9 protein-coding genes are annotated in these 15876 nt (G+C 51.9%); 4 read left to right on the top strand and 5 right to left on the bottom strand.

Annotated elements, in window-relative coordinates:
* Window positions 1-269 precede the first annotated feature (269 nt).
* Together L4174_RS13540 and gltB are read right to left on the bottom strand one after the other, a co-directional pair.
* The gene (locus L4174_RS13540) at window positions 270-1742 is read right to left on the bottom strand and encodes a glutamate synthase subunit beta (RefSeq protein WP_248141410.1); all 1473 of its coding nucleotides are present in this window, start codon (window positions 1740-1742) and stop codon (window positions 270-272) included.
* Window positions 1735-6288, bottom strand: a complete 4554-nt coding sequence (gene gltB, locus L4174_RS13535) for a glutamate synthase large subunit (protein WP_248141409.1) — start codon at window positions 6286-6288, stop codon at window positions 1735-1737. Before gltB ends, L4174_RS13540 begins: the two co-directional genes overlap by 8 nt.
* A 677-nt stretch (window positions 6289-6965) precedes the next feature.
* On the opposite strand from gltB, the gene L4174_RS13530 reads away from it, so the two are divergent.
* Together L4174_RS13530 and arcB are read left to right on the top strand one after the other, a co-directional pair.
* Entirely contained in the window at window positions 6966-8777 is a 1812-nt protein-coding gene (locus L4174_RS13530; protein WP_248141408.1) for a diguanylate cyclase domain-containing protein, read from the top strand.
* Window positions 8778-8817: 40 nt separating this feature from the next.
* Window positions 8818-11175: an aerobic respiration two-component sensor histidine kinase ArcB gene (gene arcB, locus L4174_RS13525; RefSeq protein WP_248141405.1), complete on the top strand. Its 2358-nt coding sequence runs from the start codon at window positions 8818-8820 to the stop codon at window positions 11173-11175.
* 85 nt (window positions 11176-11260) lie between these two features.
* Here arcB and arcA read toward each other — a convergent pair whose 3' ends face one another.
* Complete coding sequence (arcA, locus tag L4174_RS13520; protein WP_036755170.1) at window positions 11261-11980, bottom strand: two-component system response regulator ArcA; 720 nt, start codon at window positions 11978-11980, stop codon at window positions 11261-11263.
* A 410-nt stretch (window positions 11981-12390) separates the two neighbouring features.
* On the opposite strand from arcA, the gene L4174_RS13515 reads away from it, so the two are divergent.
* Together L4174_RS13515 and L4174_RS13510 are read left to right on the top strand one after the other, a co-directional pair.
* The gene (locus tag L4174_RS13515; RefSeq protein WP_248141403.1) at window positions 12391-12867 is read left to right on the top strand and encodes a DUF3293 domain-containing protein; all 477 of its coding nucleotides are present in this window, start codon (window positions 12391-12393) and stop codon (window positions 12865-12867) included.
* A 12-nt stretch (window positions 12868-12879) separates the two neighbouring features.
* Window positions 12880-13371, top strand: a complete 492-nt coding sequence (locus tag L4174_RS13510; protein ID WP_248141402.1) for a putative 4-hydroxy-4-methyl-2-oxoglutarate aldolase — start codon at window positions 12880-12882, stop codon at window positions 13369-13371.
* 8 nt (window positions 13372-13379) lie between these two features.
* On the opposite strand, the gene L4174_RS13505 is transcribed toward L4174_RS13510, so the two are convergent.
* On the bottom strand, window positions 13380-13832 hold the full coding sequence (locus L4174_RS13505; protein WP_248141397.1) for a hypothetical protein: 453 nt from the start codon (window positions 13830-13832) through the stop codon (window positions 13380-13382).
* A gap of 140 nt (window positions 13833-13972) precedes the next feature.
* Window positions 13973-15691: a bifunctional isocitrate dehydrogenase kinase/phosphatase gene (gene aceK, locus L4174_RS13500; RefSeq protein ID WP_248141395.1), complete on the bottom strand. Its 1719-nt coding sequence runs from the start codon at window positions 15689-15691 to the stop codon at window positions 13973-13975.
* Window positions 15692-15876: the final 185 nt, after the last annotated feature.

Genomic DNA, 15876 nt, shown 5'->3' with positions numbered 1-15876 from the left:
AAGGTCAAATTTTCTTTAATTCTGGTCATAAATTCTGAAATATTCAAAGTCACGTATTTATCTATATGATTTTTAAATAAATAATATTTTTTTGAAATATTTTGTTTACATTTTTCAGGGCGTAATTGATGACTTTTTTGCGTCAAAACCAAGAGGATTTTGTTCTCAGGTAAAAATATTGTTAAAAAGAATAAAGCTCTGATTAAATTCAAATAAAAAAGCCAGCTCATGGGAGCTGGCTTTAAATTTTAGTATAAAATCCAGATGAATCAGGATTCAGACAGCATAAGTGAATGGTCTTTCGCTTCCAGCTTAGAATCACCCATCAGATAAGCATCAATTTCTCGGGCACATTCCCGGCCTTCGTTGATACAACGCACGACAAGTGACTGCCCGGTCCGCATATCACCAGCAGCAAATATGCCTGGTTGATTGGTCGCAAAACCTTCAGTCGCGACATTGCCGCATTCATCCAGCGCGATATTCAGCTGAGCGAGTACGCCCTGAGGTTCTGGATGCAGAAAGCCCATCGCCAGAAATGCCAGATCACAAGGAATGACGCGCTCCGACCCCGGTACTTCCGTGAAGCCCGGACGCTCACCCGGTTTGGCATCATTCCAGGTGATGTCGGCGATGCGCAGTGCGGTAACCTGGCCATCATCATTGCCGATGAATTCTTTCGTCAGGATATTCCAGAAACGATCGCAGCCTTCTTCATGGGAAGTTGACGTGCGCAGAATCATCGGATAGGCAGGCCAGGGCTGATTCACCGGGCGCTTCTCCGGCGGCATCGGCATGATTTCAACCTGCGTAATACTGGCTGCGCCATGACGGTTTGAGGTGCCGACACAGTCAGAACCGGTATCACCGCCACCGATGACCACAACATGTTTACCGGCAGCATGAATCTCTGCTGTTTTCAGATCCATGTTGTTGGCGCGGCGGTTGTTCTGACCCAGAAATTCCATCGCAAAGTGCACGCCTTGTAACTCACGGCCCGGGATCGGCAGGTTGCGCGGCACAGTGGAGCCACCGGTCAGCAGCACGACATCGTGTTGTTTGCGCAGTTCACGGGCGTCAATATCCACGCCGATGTGCGCATTAACGACGAATTTGATGCCTGCTTGTGCCATCAGATCCAGCTTCCGATCAATCACGCCCATGCTGAGCTTGAAATCCGGGATGCCAAAGCGCAGCAGCCCGCCTATTTTTTCGTCCCGCTCGTAAACCGTAACGGTGTGGCCGGCGCTGTTGAGCTGTTCAGCTGCTGCCAGCCCGGACGGGCCGGAGCCGATAATCGCCACGCTTTTGCCGGTCCGGCTGCGCGGGGTTTTTGGCTTTGCGTAGCCTTCACGGTAAGCGGTTTCAACGATGGTCTTCTCGATGTTACAGATGGTAATCGGATCCTGATTGATCCCCAGAACACAGGCGCTTTCACAAGGCGCCGGACAAACCCGCCCGGTAAATTCCGGGAAGTTGTTGGTCGAACTCAGGATATGCCAGGCTTCTTCCCAGCTGTCCCGGTAGACCGCATCGTTAAACTCAGGAATGATATTGCCGATTGGACAACCGTTGTGACAGAAAGGCACGCCGCAATCCATGCAGCGAGACGCCTGTGTGCCAATTTTGCTGCCAAAATCGTCGTTCAGAACGAATTCGTTGTTGTCCTGAATGCGGACTTCAGGGGCGATCTTTGACGGCAGTTCACGGCCGTGCTCGAGAAATCCGGTTGCCTTACCCATGGCTCACCTCCAGTGCTTCCTTGTCCTGTGCTTCGGCCGCGGCTTTGCGTTTTTGCAGCACGGCTTTGTAATCGCGCGGCATGACTTTCACGATGTGCCCGAGGTTATCCTCAAAGTTGCCGAGGAAAGTTTCCGCGACGGTACTGCCCGTCAGTTGCTGATGACGGGTGAGCATATCCCTGAGCAGTTCAATGTCTTCGCTGTCCAGCGGATCCAGATCTACCAGTTCCGGATTGAGCTTACTTTCAAAGTCGTTGAACTGATCCCAGACGTACGCGACACCGCCGCTCATCCCGGCTGCAAAGTTACGGCCGGTCTGACCCAGAATGATGGCCACGCCGCCGGTCATGTATTCACAGCCATGGTCGCCCACGCCTTCAACCACTACACGGGCACCGGAGTTACGGACACAGAACCGCTCACCGGCTTTGCCGCGGATGAAAGATTCACCCGAAGTTGCGCCATAGAAGCAAACGTTGCCGACAATAATGTTGTCTTCTGCAATCAGATCCGACTGAGCATCCGGGTAGAGGACCAGCTGACCACCGGACAAGCCTTTGCCCCAGTAGTCGTTGGCATCGCCTTCCACTTCAAAGGTCACGCCTTTCGCCAGGAATGCGCCCAGACTCTGGCCTGCGGAGCCTTTGAACTTCACATGCATGGGCTGTGGCAGACCGGCATCTTTGTAAACTTTGGAGATTTCATTTGACAGCATGGTGCCCACGCTGCGATCGATATTGGTAATCGGGAATGTTGCATTTACCGCTTCACCACGCGTCAGTGCAGGCTGAGCGGCAGCAATCAGCTGACGGTCCAGTACCGCTTCCAGATAGTGGTTTTGGCTGCACTGGTTAAAGATTCCGTCTTCAGCTCGTGCGGGTTCGCGGTGCAGTACCGGACTGAGGTCCAGATTTTTGTATTTCCAGTGACTGATGTTGTCCCGGATTTTCAGATGCTGTGACTGGCCGACCATCTCATCGATGGTGCGGAAACCCAGCTCAGCCATAATTTCACGCAGACCTTCGGCCATGTAACGGAAGAAAGTAACGACATCTTCCACACGGCCGTCAAAGCGTTCACGCAGGGTTTTGTTCTGGGTCGCAATCCCGACCGGGCAGGTGTTCTTATGACACTTACGCATCATGATACAACCTTCCACCACCAGTGCGGCGGTTGCGACCCCCCATTCTTCGGCACCCAGTAGGGTAGCGACAGCAAGGTCACGCGGCGTTTTCATCTGGCCGTCACTCTGGACCACAATGCGGTTGCGCAGGCCGTTTTTCAGCAATGTCTGGTGGGTTTCCGCCAGACCCAGTTCCCACGGCAGACCCGTGTGACGGATGGACGAAATCGGAGATGCACCGGTACCACCGTCAAATCCGGCGATCAGCACCACGTCTGCTTTGGCCTTTGCCACACCGGATGCAATGGTGCCGACCCCGGCTTCAGAGACCAGTTTGACGTTGACGCGGCTCTTACGGTTGGCGTTTTTCAGGTCGAAAATCAGCTGCGCCAGATCCTCTATGGAGTAAATATCGTGGTGCGGCGGCGGTGAAATCAGGCCGACGCCCGGTGTTGAGTGACGGGTTGCGCCGATCCAGTCATCGACTTTATCACCCGGCAACTGACCACCTTCACCTGGCTTGGCACCCTGAGCCATCTTGATTTGCAGCTCGTCGGCATTGGTCAGGTAGTAAGACGTCACCCCGAAACGGCCAGACGCCACTTGCTTGATTGCAGAGCGTTCCCAGTCGCCGTTTTCTTTTTTCTCAAAACGTGCCGGATCTTCACCGCCTTCACCTGAGTTCGATTTTGCGCCAATCCGGTTCATGGCGACGGCCAGCGTCGAGTGGGCTTCGTAGGAAATCGAGCCAAAACTCATTGCACCGGTGGCGAATCGCTTGAGGATCTTTTCAATCGGCTCGACTTCATCCAGCGGGATGCTACGGCTGGGGTCAGCGTTAAATTGCAGCTGGCTGCGCAGGGTGGCGGCATGGTCGCCCTGGCTGTCAACGGCGTGACAGTATTCTTTGAACTGACTGTAGTCTTTGCCACGGGTTGACTGTTGCAACAGTGAAATCGTGGTTGGATTAAACAGGTGCTTTTCACCCCGCTGTTTCCACTGATAAACCCCGCCGACATCCAGCATTTGCAGCGGAATATCACGCAGCGGATAACCGATACGGTGGCGGATCAGCACTTCCTTCGCAATGTCGTCCAGCGTCAGTCCCTGAATCCGGGATACGGTGCCGGTGAAGTATTTGTCGACCACGGCTTTGCTGATCCCCAGCGCTTCGAAGATCTGAGCGCCATGGTAAGACTGCAGGGTTGAGATCCCCATTTTTGAGAAGATCTTCAGCAGGCCGCCGTTGACGGCTTTGCGGAAGTGATTGAAATAGGTATCTGCGTCGGTGGCTTTATCCAGTTTATTGCGTTGCTGCAGAGACACGATGGTCTGGGTGACAATATACGGGTTGATCGCATTGGCACCATAGCCAATCAGGGTGGCAAAGTGATGGGTTTCACGGGCATCCCCGGTCTCAACAACCAGATCACATTTGGCGCGCAGCCCTTTGCGGATCAGGTGATGGTGTACTGCGCCAACAGCCAGCATGGCCGGAATATGCGCGTGCTGCGAATTGACCGGACGGTCGCTCAGGATCAGGATTGAGTAACCATCTTTCACCGCATCTTCCGCGTGCTGGCACAGATGATTCAGTGCCTGTTCCAGCTTGCCGGCTTCGTCACTGGCCTGGAACACAATATCCAGTGTTTTGGCCTGCAGGTGCGGTTTGTCGATGACACGCAGTTTTTCCAGCTCGGCATCACTGAGAACTGGTGAATCCAGCTCCAGTTTCTGGCAGTGCGACGGGCCTTCTTTCAGCAGGTTCTGATCTTCGCCCAGATAGGTTTTGAGCGACATCACCATGCGTTCACGGATCGGATCGATCGGCGGGTTGGTTACCTGTGCAAACAGCTGCTTGAAATAGTGCGACAGATGCTGAGACTGATGCGACAGGATCGCCAGCGGCCAGTCAGCGCCCATGGAGCCCAATGGCTCTTTGCTGTCGCTGGCCATCGGCAGAATGATGTCGTTGACTTCTTCATTGCTGATGCCGAAGGCCTGCTGCTGATGCAGCAGCTTCTCAGCTTCCGGCTGAGTATGGCTGTAATCTGAAGCAGGTAAGTCATTCAGGTGCAGCAGGTTGTCTTTGACCCACTCTTCATAGGGTTGTGCTGCAGCGATGCTGTCTTTGACTTCATCGTCAGAGACAATGCGGCCTTGTTCCAGGTCGGCTACAAATATACGGCCTGGCTGCAGACGACCACGGAAGTGAATGTTCTCCGGTGCGATTTCAACAACGCCGGACTCCGATGCCATCACCAGAAAATCGTCTTTAGTTACGGTATAGCGCGACGGACGCAGACCATTTCGGTCCAGCGTTGCGCCTACGGTAACACCATCGGTGAAACAGACGGAAGCCGGTCCGTCCCAGGGTTCCATCAGATTGGCGTGATACTGGTAGAAAGCACGGCGTTTCGGATCCATGCCCGGGTTTTCCTGCCAGGCTTCCGGGATCAGCATCATCAGGGCATGCGGCAGGGTGCGGCCAGACAGAACCAGCAGTTCCAGTGCCATATCGAAGTTTGCTGAGTCGGATGCACCTTCCTGACAAATCGGCAGCAGCATTTTCAGCTCTTCTTCGCTGAACAGATCTGATTGCAGCAGGGCTTCCCGTGCTTTCATCCAGTTCAGGTTCCCGCGCACAGTGTTGATTTCACCGTTGTGGGCGATAAAGCGGAAAGGCTGGGCCAGGCGCCATCTCGGGAAGGTGTTGGTGGAAAAACGCGAATGAACCAGTGCCAGCGCACTGACCATAGCCGGGTTTTGCAGATCCAGGAAATATTGCGGTACCTGCTCGGTAGTGAGTTGGCCTTTATAGATCAGAGTCTTACTGGAGAATGCGTTGATGTAGAAGTCGTCCCCGATGTTAGCGACGCTTTCCAGACAGACGCGAATTGTGTAGTTACGCAGGACGTAGAGTTTGCGCTCGAGTGTGTCCTGAGGCATCTCGCTGCCGCCAGTCACGAATGCATGTTCGAACTGAGGTTCAGTGCTCAGGGGGTCGGCGCCAATCATGCTGTTGTCAGTTGGCAGAACGCGGTAACCCAGCACCGTCAGACCCAGGCGCTGGGCATTACGGGCCAGAATTTCACGGCACTGTTCCCGTTTGTCTTCATCTTTCGGGAACAGAATGACCCCTACGCCGTAATGTTCAAACGCCGGCAGCGTCAGGCCGATTTTCTGGCATTCCTGCATCAGGAATTCATGAGGCTTTTGCAGCAGGATCCCGGCACCGTCACCACTGCACGGGTCACAGCCCTGACCGCCACGGTGTTCCATCCGTGCCAGCATATCCAGAGCCTGGGTGATCACCTGGTGGGACTTGCGGTTCTTGAGATGGGCGACAAAGCCGATACCACAGGCATCGTGCTCCATTTCAGGGACGTAAAGCCCCTGACCATTCAACGCATGATCTGTCATAACTACATCCTTCCAGTGTAGGGCAGACGGTTCCTCCGCCTGCGATTCCTTCTTTATTGTTATGCCTGCGTAGACTGGTCAGCCGGGCATCATGCGCTGGCTGGCCGCAGGAAGCTGTCTATCTTGCGATGACAGGCGGTCTTGGGTACGTCAGTTCATTGCCGCAGAGCCAAGACATGAAAGCCATCCTGGCGGATGGCAATCTGGTTATATAATGCACACAATGAAAATATATTACAGAACTGTTTGGTGAATTACTATCACTAAATCCGACTTTAGTTGTACGTAACTTCGGGCAAAGCAGGCCCTGTAGTCACATTAATGATTAAAAATTCGTTACATTGTTGTTTGTGTGAATTGTTATTGTGTTTGTATTTTGTTAGAGGAGTATATGACGAAGAGATTCAGGTGGTAATTGTAGTTATTTTATTTCAGATTGATTTTTTGGCATCTTGAATCAGTTGCTCGGGGTATCACCAGAAGAATGCTCTGACAGAGTCAATGTAATCAGTGACAGAACCTTGACGCTGCGAAGTGTCAAACATCACTATTTGGCATATAAAAAAACCACCATATACAGCAGCTTCTTGCAACTGTGTTAAATTGTCGTCACGTATTCAGAGGTGCAGTGATATGCCAGCGGGACTGGTCTGGAAAGGATGCAGAGAGGAACAGACATGCAGAATAGACACGGTATGACGCTTGCGGGTGCTGCCTGTACCGCCGTCCCGGCATGGGGCGCTACCGAAGAAAGTATGAGTCTGTCGGCAATTGGCATGGCTGTTCTGATGATGGCGATCCTGACCTCACTCGGCGCCTGGCTGATTCACCACTTAGGTCGTCTGGCTTTTCGTCGGCTTCATGCGACGATTTCCCGTTTGCCGATAGCAGCAGCGATTGTCCGCAGTAAGGACGGAGAACTTTTCTATGCCAACGCTGCCTGCCAGGAATTACTTGGGGTCAGTAAAGTCGGGCGGCGGTATTATTATCCGGAAGGGATTGGGTCCCAAATGATGGCGGATGTGCTGCGTCCGCTGCAGTCCGGAACTGATTTTGACAATGTTGAGGAAACGCTGCGGCTGGGAGGAAATAAAACAGTCCGGGTGCTGATTTCAGGCCAGCTGATGAGTTTTCGCTGGCAGTCAGCCTGGCTGCTGTTTCTTGTTGAGCCTGCCGCGCAGAGTAATCCTTATGTTCAGCTCGAGCAGCGTGTTTTCCAGCGCGTGCTGAACTCCCTGTCTGAACTGGTTTATTTTCAGGATAAAGCCGGGAATATCCTCGGAACCAATACGGCCTTTGATCGTTTCTGGCGGGGACGCCGTGAAGAAGGACTGATTCAGGGCGATCCGACCGGGATCGGCGAGGTGCCTGTCATTCATACCTGGACTACGGCACCAGATGGTTCCAGCCGCTTGCTGGAAACCAACAAGACAACGATGACCGATGAGGAAGGCCAGGTCATCGGGATGCTCAGTATCAGTCATGATGTGACGGACTGGCATGAAATGCAGGAAAGCCTCAAGCAAGAGATTGAAAAGCGAGAGGTAACGGAACAGATCCTGGCCCAGCGAAATACACTGCTCAATTCTATTCTCAATGCCAGTCAGGATCCCATCGGCCTATACAATGAGCACGGGGTCTATGTGGGATGTAACGAACCTTTTGCCCGGGTACTGGGGTTCAGTGCCCGGGAACTGATTGGCAAAACGGCCCGCAATGTGATTGATCCTGAAATGCTGCAGGAGTTTTATCAGACCGATATCAAAGTGCTGAAAGAAGGGGTCACCGTCAAAACGGATGCCTATGTGATTCTTGAGACCGGGCAGCCGGTCTGGTACGAGATCGTCAAATCTCCTTACCGCGATCCGACGGATGGATCTGCCGGGATTCTGCTGATTGCCCGGGATGTGACCGAGCGGAAGCAAGCGGAACAACAGCTTGCCGATGCCATTATGGAGTTGCAGGAGCTGAGTTTTGTGGACAGCCTGACCAAAGTGGCAAACCGTCGCAGCTTTGATGAGCAATTACGTAAACTTTGGCACAGTCATATGCGGGAACAGCAGCCCCTCACCCTGATCCTGTGTGATATCGACAGCTTCAAAGCATATAACGACAACTACGGACACCAGCAGGGCGACTGGGCGCTGCTGGAAGTCGCACAGGTGTTTGACAGTGTGATCCGGCGTGAGACTGACGAAGTGGCCCGCTATGGCGGAGAAGAGTTTGCTTTCCTGTTGCCGAATACGCCGCTGTGCGGCGGTGAGGTCGTTGCGGAAAAAATTCATGACAAAGTGGCGGAGAAAGCCATTCCCCATGGTTTTTCCGATATCAGCGATATTCTGACGGTAAGTCTGGGAGTTGCGACCATGACGCCAATGCCGAATCAGGATTACGGTGAATTGATTGCGATGGCTGACAAAGCGCTATATAAAGCAAAAGCCGACGGACGGAACACCACCCGCCTGATGGCTGAACTCGATGAATTCTGATGCTGCCTGAGGGCAGCATTTTATTGTGACAGGATAATCCATGAAACAAATCAAGATGTTGGCGCAGTTCTATGTCGATCTGCTGGTGAAACTGGGCATTGTGCGCTTCAGCCTGCTGCTGGCATTAGCGCTGGTAGCTCTGGCTGTGGTGGTGCAAGTCGGAGTGACGCTGGCATTGCAGGGAGAAGTGCTGAACATTGATATTGTCCGTTCTGTGTTTTTTGGTTTGTTGATCACTCCCTGGGCGGTGTATTTCCTGTCGGTTGTGGTGGATCAGCTTGAGGACTCCCGTCAGCGGCTGTCCAAACTGGTGAGCAAACTGGAAGAGATGCGCTCGCGTGACCTGACGCTGAATAAACAGCTGAAAGACAATATCACACAATTGAATCAGGAAATTGAAGTCCGGATCAAAGCAGAAGATGAGCGCCGGATTGCCATGGCAGATCTGGAAAGTGAAGTCGCGCAGCGTGAGAGTGCCCAGCTGGAGCTGGCAGAGCAGAGTGCCTTGCTGAAGTCTTTTCTGGATGCATCGCCGGATTTGATTTACTACCGCAATGAAAGAAATGAGTTCTCTGGATGCAACCGGGCCATGGCGGAACTGACCGGAAAAACCGAGCAGGAGCTGGTTGGTCTGACTCCCTGGGATGTCTACAGCGAAGAAGTGGCCAGTAAGATTGTTGAAACCGATCAGCAGGTGTTCACTCAGAATGTCTCTCTGACTTATGAGCAATGGCTGGAATATCCGGATGGCCGCAAAGCTATTTTTGAACTGCGCAAAGTGCCTTTCTACAGTCGTGACGGTCGGCGTCTGGGCCTGATGGGGTTTGGCCGGGATATCACCGAACGCAAGCAGTATCAGGAAGCGCAGGAGAAAGCCAGCCGCGAGAAAACAGCCTTTATCTCAACCATCAGCCATGAATTGCGTACCCCGCTGAACGGGATTGTCGGTCTGAGCCGGATGCTGCTGGAAAGTCCGCTGAGTGATCAGCAGCGCGGCTATATGCGGACGATTTATGTCAGCGCCATCACGCTCGGTAATATTTTCAATGACATCATTGATATGGATAAATCGGATCGCCGTCGGCTGGAGTTGTTGCCGGCACCGCTGGATTTCCATGCCTTTATTGAAGAAATGGGGAATATTTCCGGACTGATGGCCGAACAGAAGGGATTGCGTTTCGATCTGGAACAGCTGACTGAACTGCCGTCTTATGTACAGGTGGACGGGACCCGGCTGCGCCAGGTTCTGTGGAACCTGATCAGCAACGCCACCAAATTCACCAAAGAAGGTGGCGTAATTCTGTCGATCAGCAGTGAGCTGCTGGATGATCAGCAGGCCGAAATCACCTTCGAAATTGAAGACAGCGGGATTGGGATTCCGGAGTCCGAGCTGGATAAAGTCTTTGCGATGTATTACCAGGTGAAACAGGGACAGGACAATCTGCACGCGGTCGGAACGGGGATTGGTCTGGCGGTTTCGCGGCAACTGGTGAATATGATGGGCGGTGATATTCAGGTCAGCTCTGAGGTGGGTGAAGGCAGTACCTTTACCGTGACTATTTGCGTGCCGCTGCTTGAACAGATCACGGAAGATGATGAAACGCCTGTGTTGGCGCAGCGTTCACTGCGCATCTTTATGGTGGAAGATATCGAGCTGAATATCACGGTTGCCAGGGCGCTTCTGGAAGGTCTGGGGCATCAGGTCACCGTTGCGATGCGGGGAGATGAAGCGCTGGAGGCGTTTGAACCAGGACAGTACGATCTGGTGTTACTGGATATCCAGTTGCCGGATATGACAGGCTTTGAGATCGCCAAAATACTGCGTGCTCGTTACCGTCAGCTGCCGCCACTGGTCGCGCTGACGGCCAATGTGATTAAAGATAAAGATGAATATCTGGAGCAGGGGATGGATGATGCCATCAGCAAACCTCTCAGTGTCAAAGCCATCAATATGGTCATTGAGCATCTGATGGAGTTGGAATATGCCCCGGCGAATGAAGCTGCCCCAGTACCTGCACAGGAAACATTAATGAGCGAAGATACCCTGAACAAGCTGCTTGATTTTGAAATGCTCAGTTCTTATGTCGATATCGTCGGGACGAAGCCGGTGTTCGACTCGATTGAAATGTTTGAGAAAATGATGCCGGAATATCTGGCGATTCTGGACTCAAACATGACGGCCAAAGATCAAGACGGTATTAAGTTTGAAGCTCATAAGATCAAAGGAGCGGCGGGATCGATTGGGCTCAAGCGAATCCAGCAGGTGGCGCAGAAGGCACAGTCGCCGGAATTGCCTGCCTGGTGGGAAAATATCGAAGACTGGGTGGATGAAATTAAAAACAGCTACCAGAACGATCTGACACTGCTGAAAGGCTGGCTGGAGAGTCTTGAAAAGTAAGCTGCTTGTTTGAGTGTCATAAAAAAAGCGTCGCATTGCGACGCTTTTTTGCTTCATCTTTCGTGAAGTCGAATCAGAAGGCTGCTCAGCCTTCTTCGATATCACCGCAGAAGCGGTAACCTTCACCGTGGATGGTGGCAATAATTTCCGGGGTATCTGCAACAGATTCGAAGTGTTTGCGAATACGGCGGATGGTCACATCAACAGTACGGTCGTGTGGTTTCAGATCGCGGCCGGTCATTTTCTTCAGCAGTTCTGCACGGGTCTGGATCTTGCCCGGATTCTCGCAGAAATGCAGCAGTGCACGGAACTCAGAACGAGGCAGTTTGAACTGCTCACCGCTTGGGCTGACCAGAGAGCGGCTGTTCAGTTCCAGAGACCAGCCGTTGAACTCATAACGCTCAACCAGACGGCGATCTTCGGCTGCCAGACCCTGGCTCATGGCACGAGTCAGCAGGTTGCGTGCACGAATGGTCAGTTCCCTTGGGTTGAAAGGCTTGGTGATATAGTCATCCGCACCGATTTCCAGACCGAGGATTTTATCGACTTCGTTGTCGCGTCCTGTCAGGAACATCAACGCCATGTCGCCTTGCTCACGCAGCTCACGAGCAAGGAGCAGGCCATTTTTACCCGGCAGGTTAATGTCCATGATGACCAGGTGAACAGGATGTTCAGACAGCATCTTGTGCATTTCTGCACCGTCGCTGGCTTCAAATACTGTATACCCTTCGGCTTCGAAGATGCTTTTCAGGGTGTTACGTGTTACTTGCTCGTCTTCTACAATTAGAATGTGAGGGGTTTGCATTGGCAGTACCTAATTACTCAAAACGGAATCTGGTCTAACACAGAATATGTTAATTCTATAAAAATAATTCGATCACAGGCAAAGTAACAGAACTGTTGCAGTTTGCACTCGTCTTTTCAACTACCTGCTGGTACGCCATCCTCATTTTTCAGCAGACGCTCAAAAATCACCACTGAAAAACCCGACTTTTACGGAACTGGCTACAATTTCCCTTGGATGCTGACGATTGTATGCATTTAACAGCGCACTAACAATATGATTTTATTGTAATGTGCCCGGTTTTTTCGAATTTGTCATGGCATACTAGCCTGTCAGAAACACTATCTTATTGTTATAGCTCAAACAATTTGTTGTTTCAGCAATGAAATGCGGCTGTTAAAAGTTTCTTCAACAGAACAGGATTCGGACTCATGGCGGAAAGCAGCAGACAAAACCACAGTCATGCAATGTCATCAGGAGCGTCGGATTCGCAGGCTCAACACCAGTTATGGCAAAACTATCAGCAGATAATTTTCCGTGCGGTTCAGTCGCCCCCGTTCACAACCTTCGCTATTTTAACAGCATTTAACCCGGAAAGTATTGTGCTCAGTTGTAAGGAAAATCATCAGCGACAGGCCAGCCTTGAAGCAGAGTTATCTGCACTGGGCTATGCATTCCAGCGGCTGGATTGCAGTGCACCGGACGGAAGCTGGCATGAACCCAGTCTGGCCGTTGCCATGGACATTGAGCGTGCATGCGCCGTTGCTGCCCGCTGGCAACAAAATGCTCTGTACTGGGTTGCTCAGCAGCAATTGACGCTGGTTCCGGTGAGGCTTGGGAAGCAAGGATTTTCCCGGTCTGTACTGGGGGCTTGGCAAACATTTCTTCACATTCAAGGATCAGAATAAAGGAGTTGCAAGATGAAAGATTTATTGCCGGATTTGTGTGACCACTATGAACAGGACGTACGCTGGTTACCGTTGCAGCATCGCGACTTTGGCGGTAAGCCCGTTTTTTACGGGGAAGTGGTGACGCTTCGGTGTTTTGAGGATAACAGCCTGGTTAGGGAAATTCTCAATGAAGACGGTACAGGGAAGGTTCTGGTGGTTGACGGACATGGCTCACTGACCCGGGCTTTGCTCGGAGATCAGCTGGCGGCACTTGCCGTTCAAAACAACTGGGAAGGCATTGTGGTCAACGGGGCTGTCCGTGATGTGGTGGCGCTCAGTGAAATGGAGCTCGGTGTGAAAGCCATTGCAGCCTGTCCGTTCAAGACGGAAAAGCGTCAGACTGGTGACCGAAATGTCACGCTGACTGTGGCACACACACTGGTCTATCCCGGCGATATTCTGTATGCCGATCCGAACGGCATTTTGCTGAGTAAAGAGTTGCTTGATTTGTCGGTATTCTGAGCGGGATTTCAGAACCTGAAGCCGATACCCAGCTGATAGACCTGTTCGAGGGATTCATAGTCCATGGTGGCGTGCAGGTTGAGTCTGTTGTTGAGTTCGTACTGACTGCTGAGTTCAACACCCAGCCGGGTATCTTCTTCGATCCGTTCTGAGGTGAAGGCACTGCGCAGGCTGATTTTCGGACTGAAGTTGTACTGCACACCGGAAAGCAGACCGCGTGAAGCAGACTGATACTGATTACCGCTTTTCAGCCGGGTACTGACATAGAGCTGGGTGGAAGGGGAAAGGGCATAAGTGTAGCCACTGTCGATTTGCCAGAGGTCAAACTGTTCGGCGCTGCGAGACTGTGAATCCAGAAACCAGCCCGAGGGCGGCGATGGCATCATTGTTTGTTCTGCCTCCGCAGCTATTGCCGGCTGAGCCAGCAGAAAGAGCAGACAGATGATACTCCCGAATTTCATACCCCATCATCCCTGTAATTCGTATCGCTTCGGGGCCTGGTGTCAGCCCCGTTTAATCCCTTAATACTAGGCCAGAAGTATGAAAGGATTCATGCGATCGAGCTCTGCCTTCCGAGTTACAGCGAAGATTGCGGGAAAGATCAAATTCTGATCAGTCTGTGCTGTTCCTGATACGGGAATACGTCTTCGAACTGACCCTGTGAAATGTTCTGCTGCAGCTGTTGCCAGTAGGCTGGATCAAAGAGATCACTGTGCAGTTCATCAAACAGGGCGCGAACTTTCGGGTTGATCAGCAAGAAGGTACGAAACTCTTCCGGAAACACATCGTTGGTTCCGACGCTGTACCAAGGCTCTGCCGATAACTCATCTTCAGGAAAACGCGGCGGCGGAATCCGGCGGAAGTTCACCTCGGTCATGTAACTGATTTCGTCATAGTCGTAGAAGACAACCCGCTTATGGCGGGTAACGCCGAAGTTTTTGAACAGCATATCACCCGGGAAGATATTCGCGGCGGCCAGTTGTTTGATCGCTTTGCCGTACTCGTCAACCGCATGACGGAGATCTTCATCATTGGCCTGCTCAATATAGAGGTTAAATGGGATCATGCGTCGCTCAATATAGAGGTGTTTAATCATCACTTCGGTATCGGTGACAATCAGACTTGAAGGAGCTACGCCTTGAAGTTCTTCCAGCAATTCGTCGCTGAAGCGGTGACGATCAAAGCTGAAATTGCGGTATTCCTGCGTGTCGGCCATCCGGCCAACCCGGTCGTGTTCTTTTACCAGTTTGTATTTTTCCTTTACCGTGTCCCGGCTCATCTCTTTCTGCGGTGCGAATTTGTCTTTGATGACTTTAAATACAAAGCCGTAAGACGGGAGGGTAAATACGCTCATCACCATTCCCTTGATTCCGGGCGCCAGGACAAACTTGTCGTCGGAGTGTTCCAGATGATGGAGAAACTCCCGGTAAAGCTCTGTTTTGCCATGTTTCTGGCATCCAATGGCGGTGTAAAGCTCAGCATGGGTTTTCTTGGGCAGCAGTTCACTGAGAAAACGGACCAGCGCAGCCGGTGCCGGGGCATAGACCATAAAATAGGAACGTGCGAAACCGAACACGATGCTGACATCGTCGACGTGGCACAGGCAGGCATCAATATAAATCTGGCGCTGTGTTGTCGTGAGCACGGGAAGTACCAGCGGGATCTGAGTATCATCCGCCAGAAGCAAACGGCCAATCAGATAGGCGGCTTTATTCCTGTAGAAAGGTTCCCGGATCAGTTCAAGCCGGGCCTGTTGTATCGTTTGTTGTCCAAATTCCAGTTCCAGTCGCTGGACGATGAGTTCAATATCACGGGCTTTGTCTTCCCATTCCAGCGTGAACGGGGTTTCGTCCATCATCCGCTCAAAAAGGGAATGCGGCCCGTTCGGGGACTGATAAATCCGGGTGAGTGTGGTCGGATAAGGGGGTATGCGGCCCGTCTGCGAGCTGTGGACAAAAAGCTTGTCACGGTTGATATCCCGGTGATCGAAGATTCGGCAATAGACCGAATTGAAGAAGCTTTCTGCAATGTCATATCTGGGATAGTCCAGCAGCAGATCTTCATAGGAAGATTTAACCGCAGTTAAAAACTCACGGTTGGCGTATTGCTTGCCGAGCATGATCTGAATTTGACGGCTGACCAGTTCCACATGATGGTCATAAAAATTGATCCGCTGCTTCAGGGCCTGATGAATGGACATCCAGGCCTGATCCTCAAATCTTTCCTGAGCGCCGGCCGTTACATCCAGAAAACGACCGTACATCGCATCAAAACCCTGGAGTATGGTATGCGCAACCAGCTGTTCCATTGCTGCTGTCATGCCGGATCCCTCCGAAATACTGTTTGTCATTGTTGTCGTTTCCCGGGGATTGGTCCTGCATACCCCGGGGCTTCTCTGGCTCAGGCTGAAAAAATTTACAGCAAGAAATCTGGCCAGAACTTGATTGGGCTGGAAATGGCTGTCTGACTTTCGTGCAAACAGGGAAATAAAACAGCACATCAGGT

Origin of the sequence: Photobacterium sp. CCB-ST2H9 (genome assembly GCF_023151555.2) — a bacterium.
In the GTDB taxonomy this organism is placed as follows: Bacteria; Pseudomonadota; Gammaproteobacteria; order Enterobacterales; family Vibrionaceae; genus Photobacterium.
Note: the sequence above shows the minus strand (reverse complement) of the source record. Positions and strands in the feature narration are given on the sequence as shown.

What these genes read in the sequence shown, in the direction of transcription:
- L4174_RS13540 (WP_248141410.1), bottom strand. Translation starts at nt 1,742, where the DNA reads ATGGGTAAGGCAACCGGATTTCTCGAGCACGGCCGTGAACTGCCGTCA.
- gltB (WP_248141409.1), bottom strand. Translation starts at nt 6,288, where the DNA reads ATGACAGATCATGCGTTGAATGGTCAGGGGCTTTACGTCCCTGAAATG.
- L4174_RS13505 (WP_248141397.1), bottom strand. Translation starts at nt 13,832, where the DNA reads ATGAAATTCGGGAGTATCATCTGTCTGCTCTTTCTGCTGGCTCAGCCG.
- L4174_RS13515 (WP_248141403.1), top strand. Translation starts at nt 12,391, where the DNA reads ATGGCGGAAAGCAGCAGACAAAACCACAGTCATGCAATGTCATCAGGA.
- L4174_RS13530 (WP_248141408.1), top strand. Translation starts at nt 6,966, where the DNA reads ATGCAGAATAGACACGGTATGACGCTTGCGGGTGCTGCCTGTACCGCC.
- aceK (WP_248141395.1), bottom strand. Translation starts at nt 15,691, where the DNA reads ATGACAGCAGCAATGGAACAGCTGGTTGCGCATACCATACTCCAGGGT.
- arcA (WP_036755170.1), bottom strand. Translation starts at nt 11,980, where the DNA reads ATGCAAACCCCTCACATTCTAATTGTAGAAGACGAGCAAGTAACACGT.
- L4174_RS13510 (WP_248141402.1), top strand. Translation starts at nt 12,880, where the DNA reads ATGAAAGATTTATTGCCGGATTTGTGTGACCACTATGAACAGGACGTA.
- arcB (WP_248141405.1), top strand. Translation starts at nt 8,818, where the DNA reads ATGAAACAAATCAAGATGTTGGCGCAGTTCTATGTCGATCTGCTGGTG.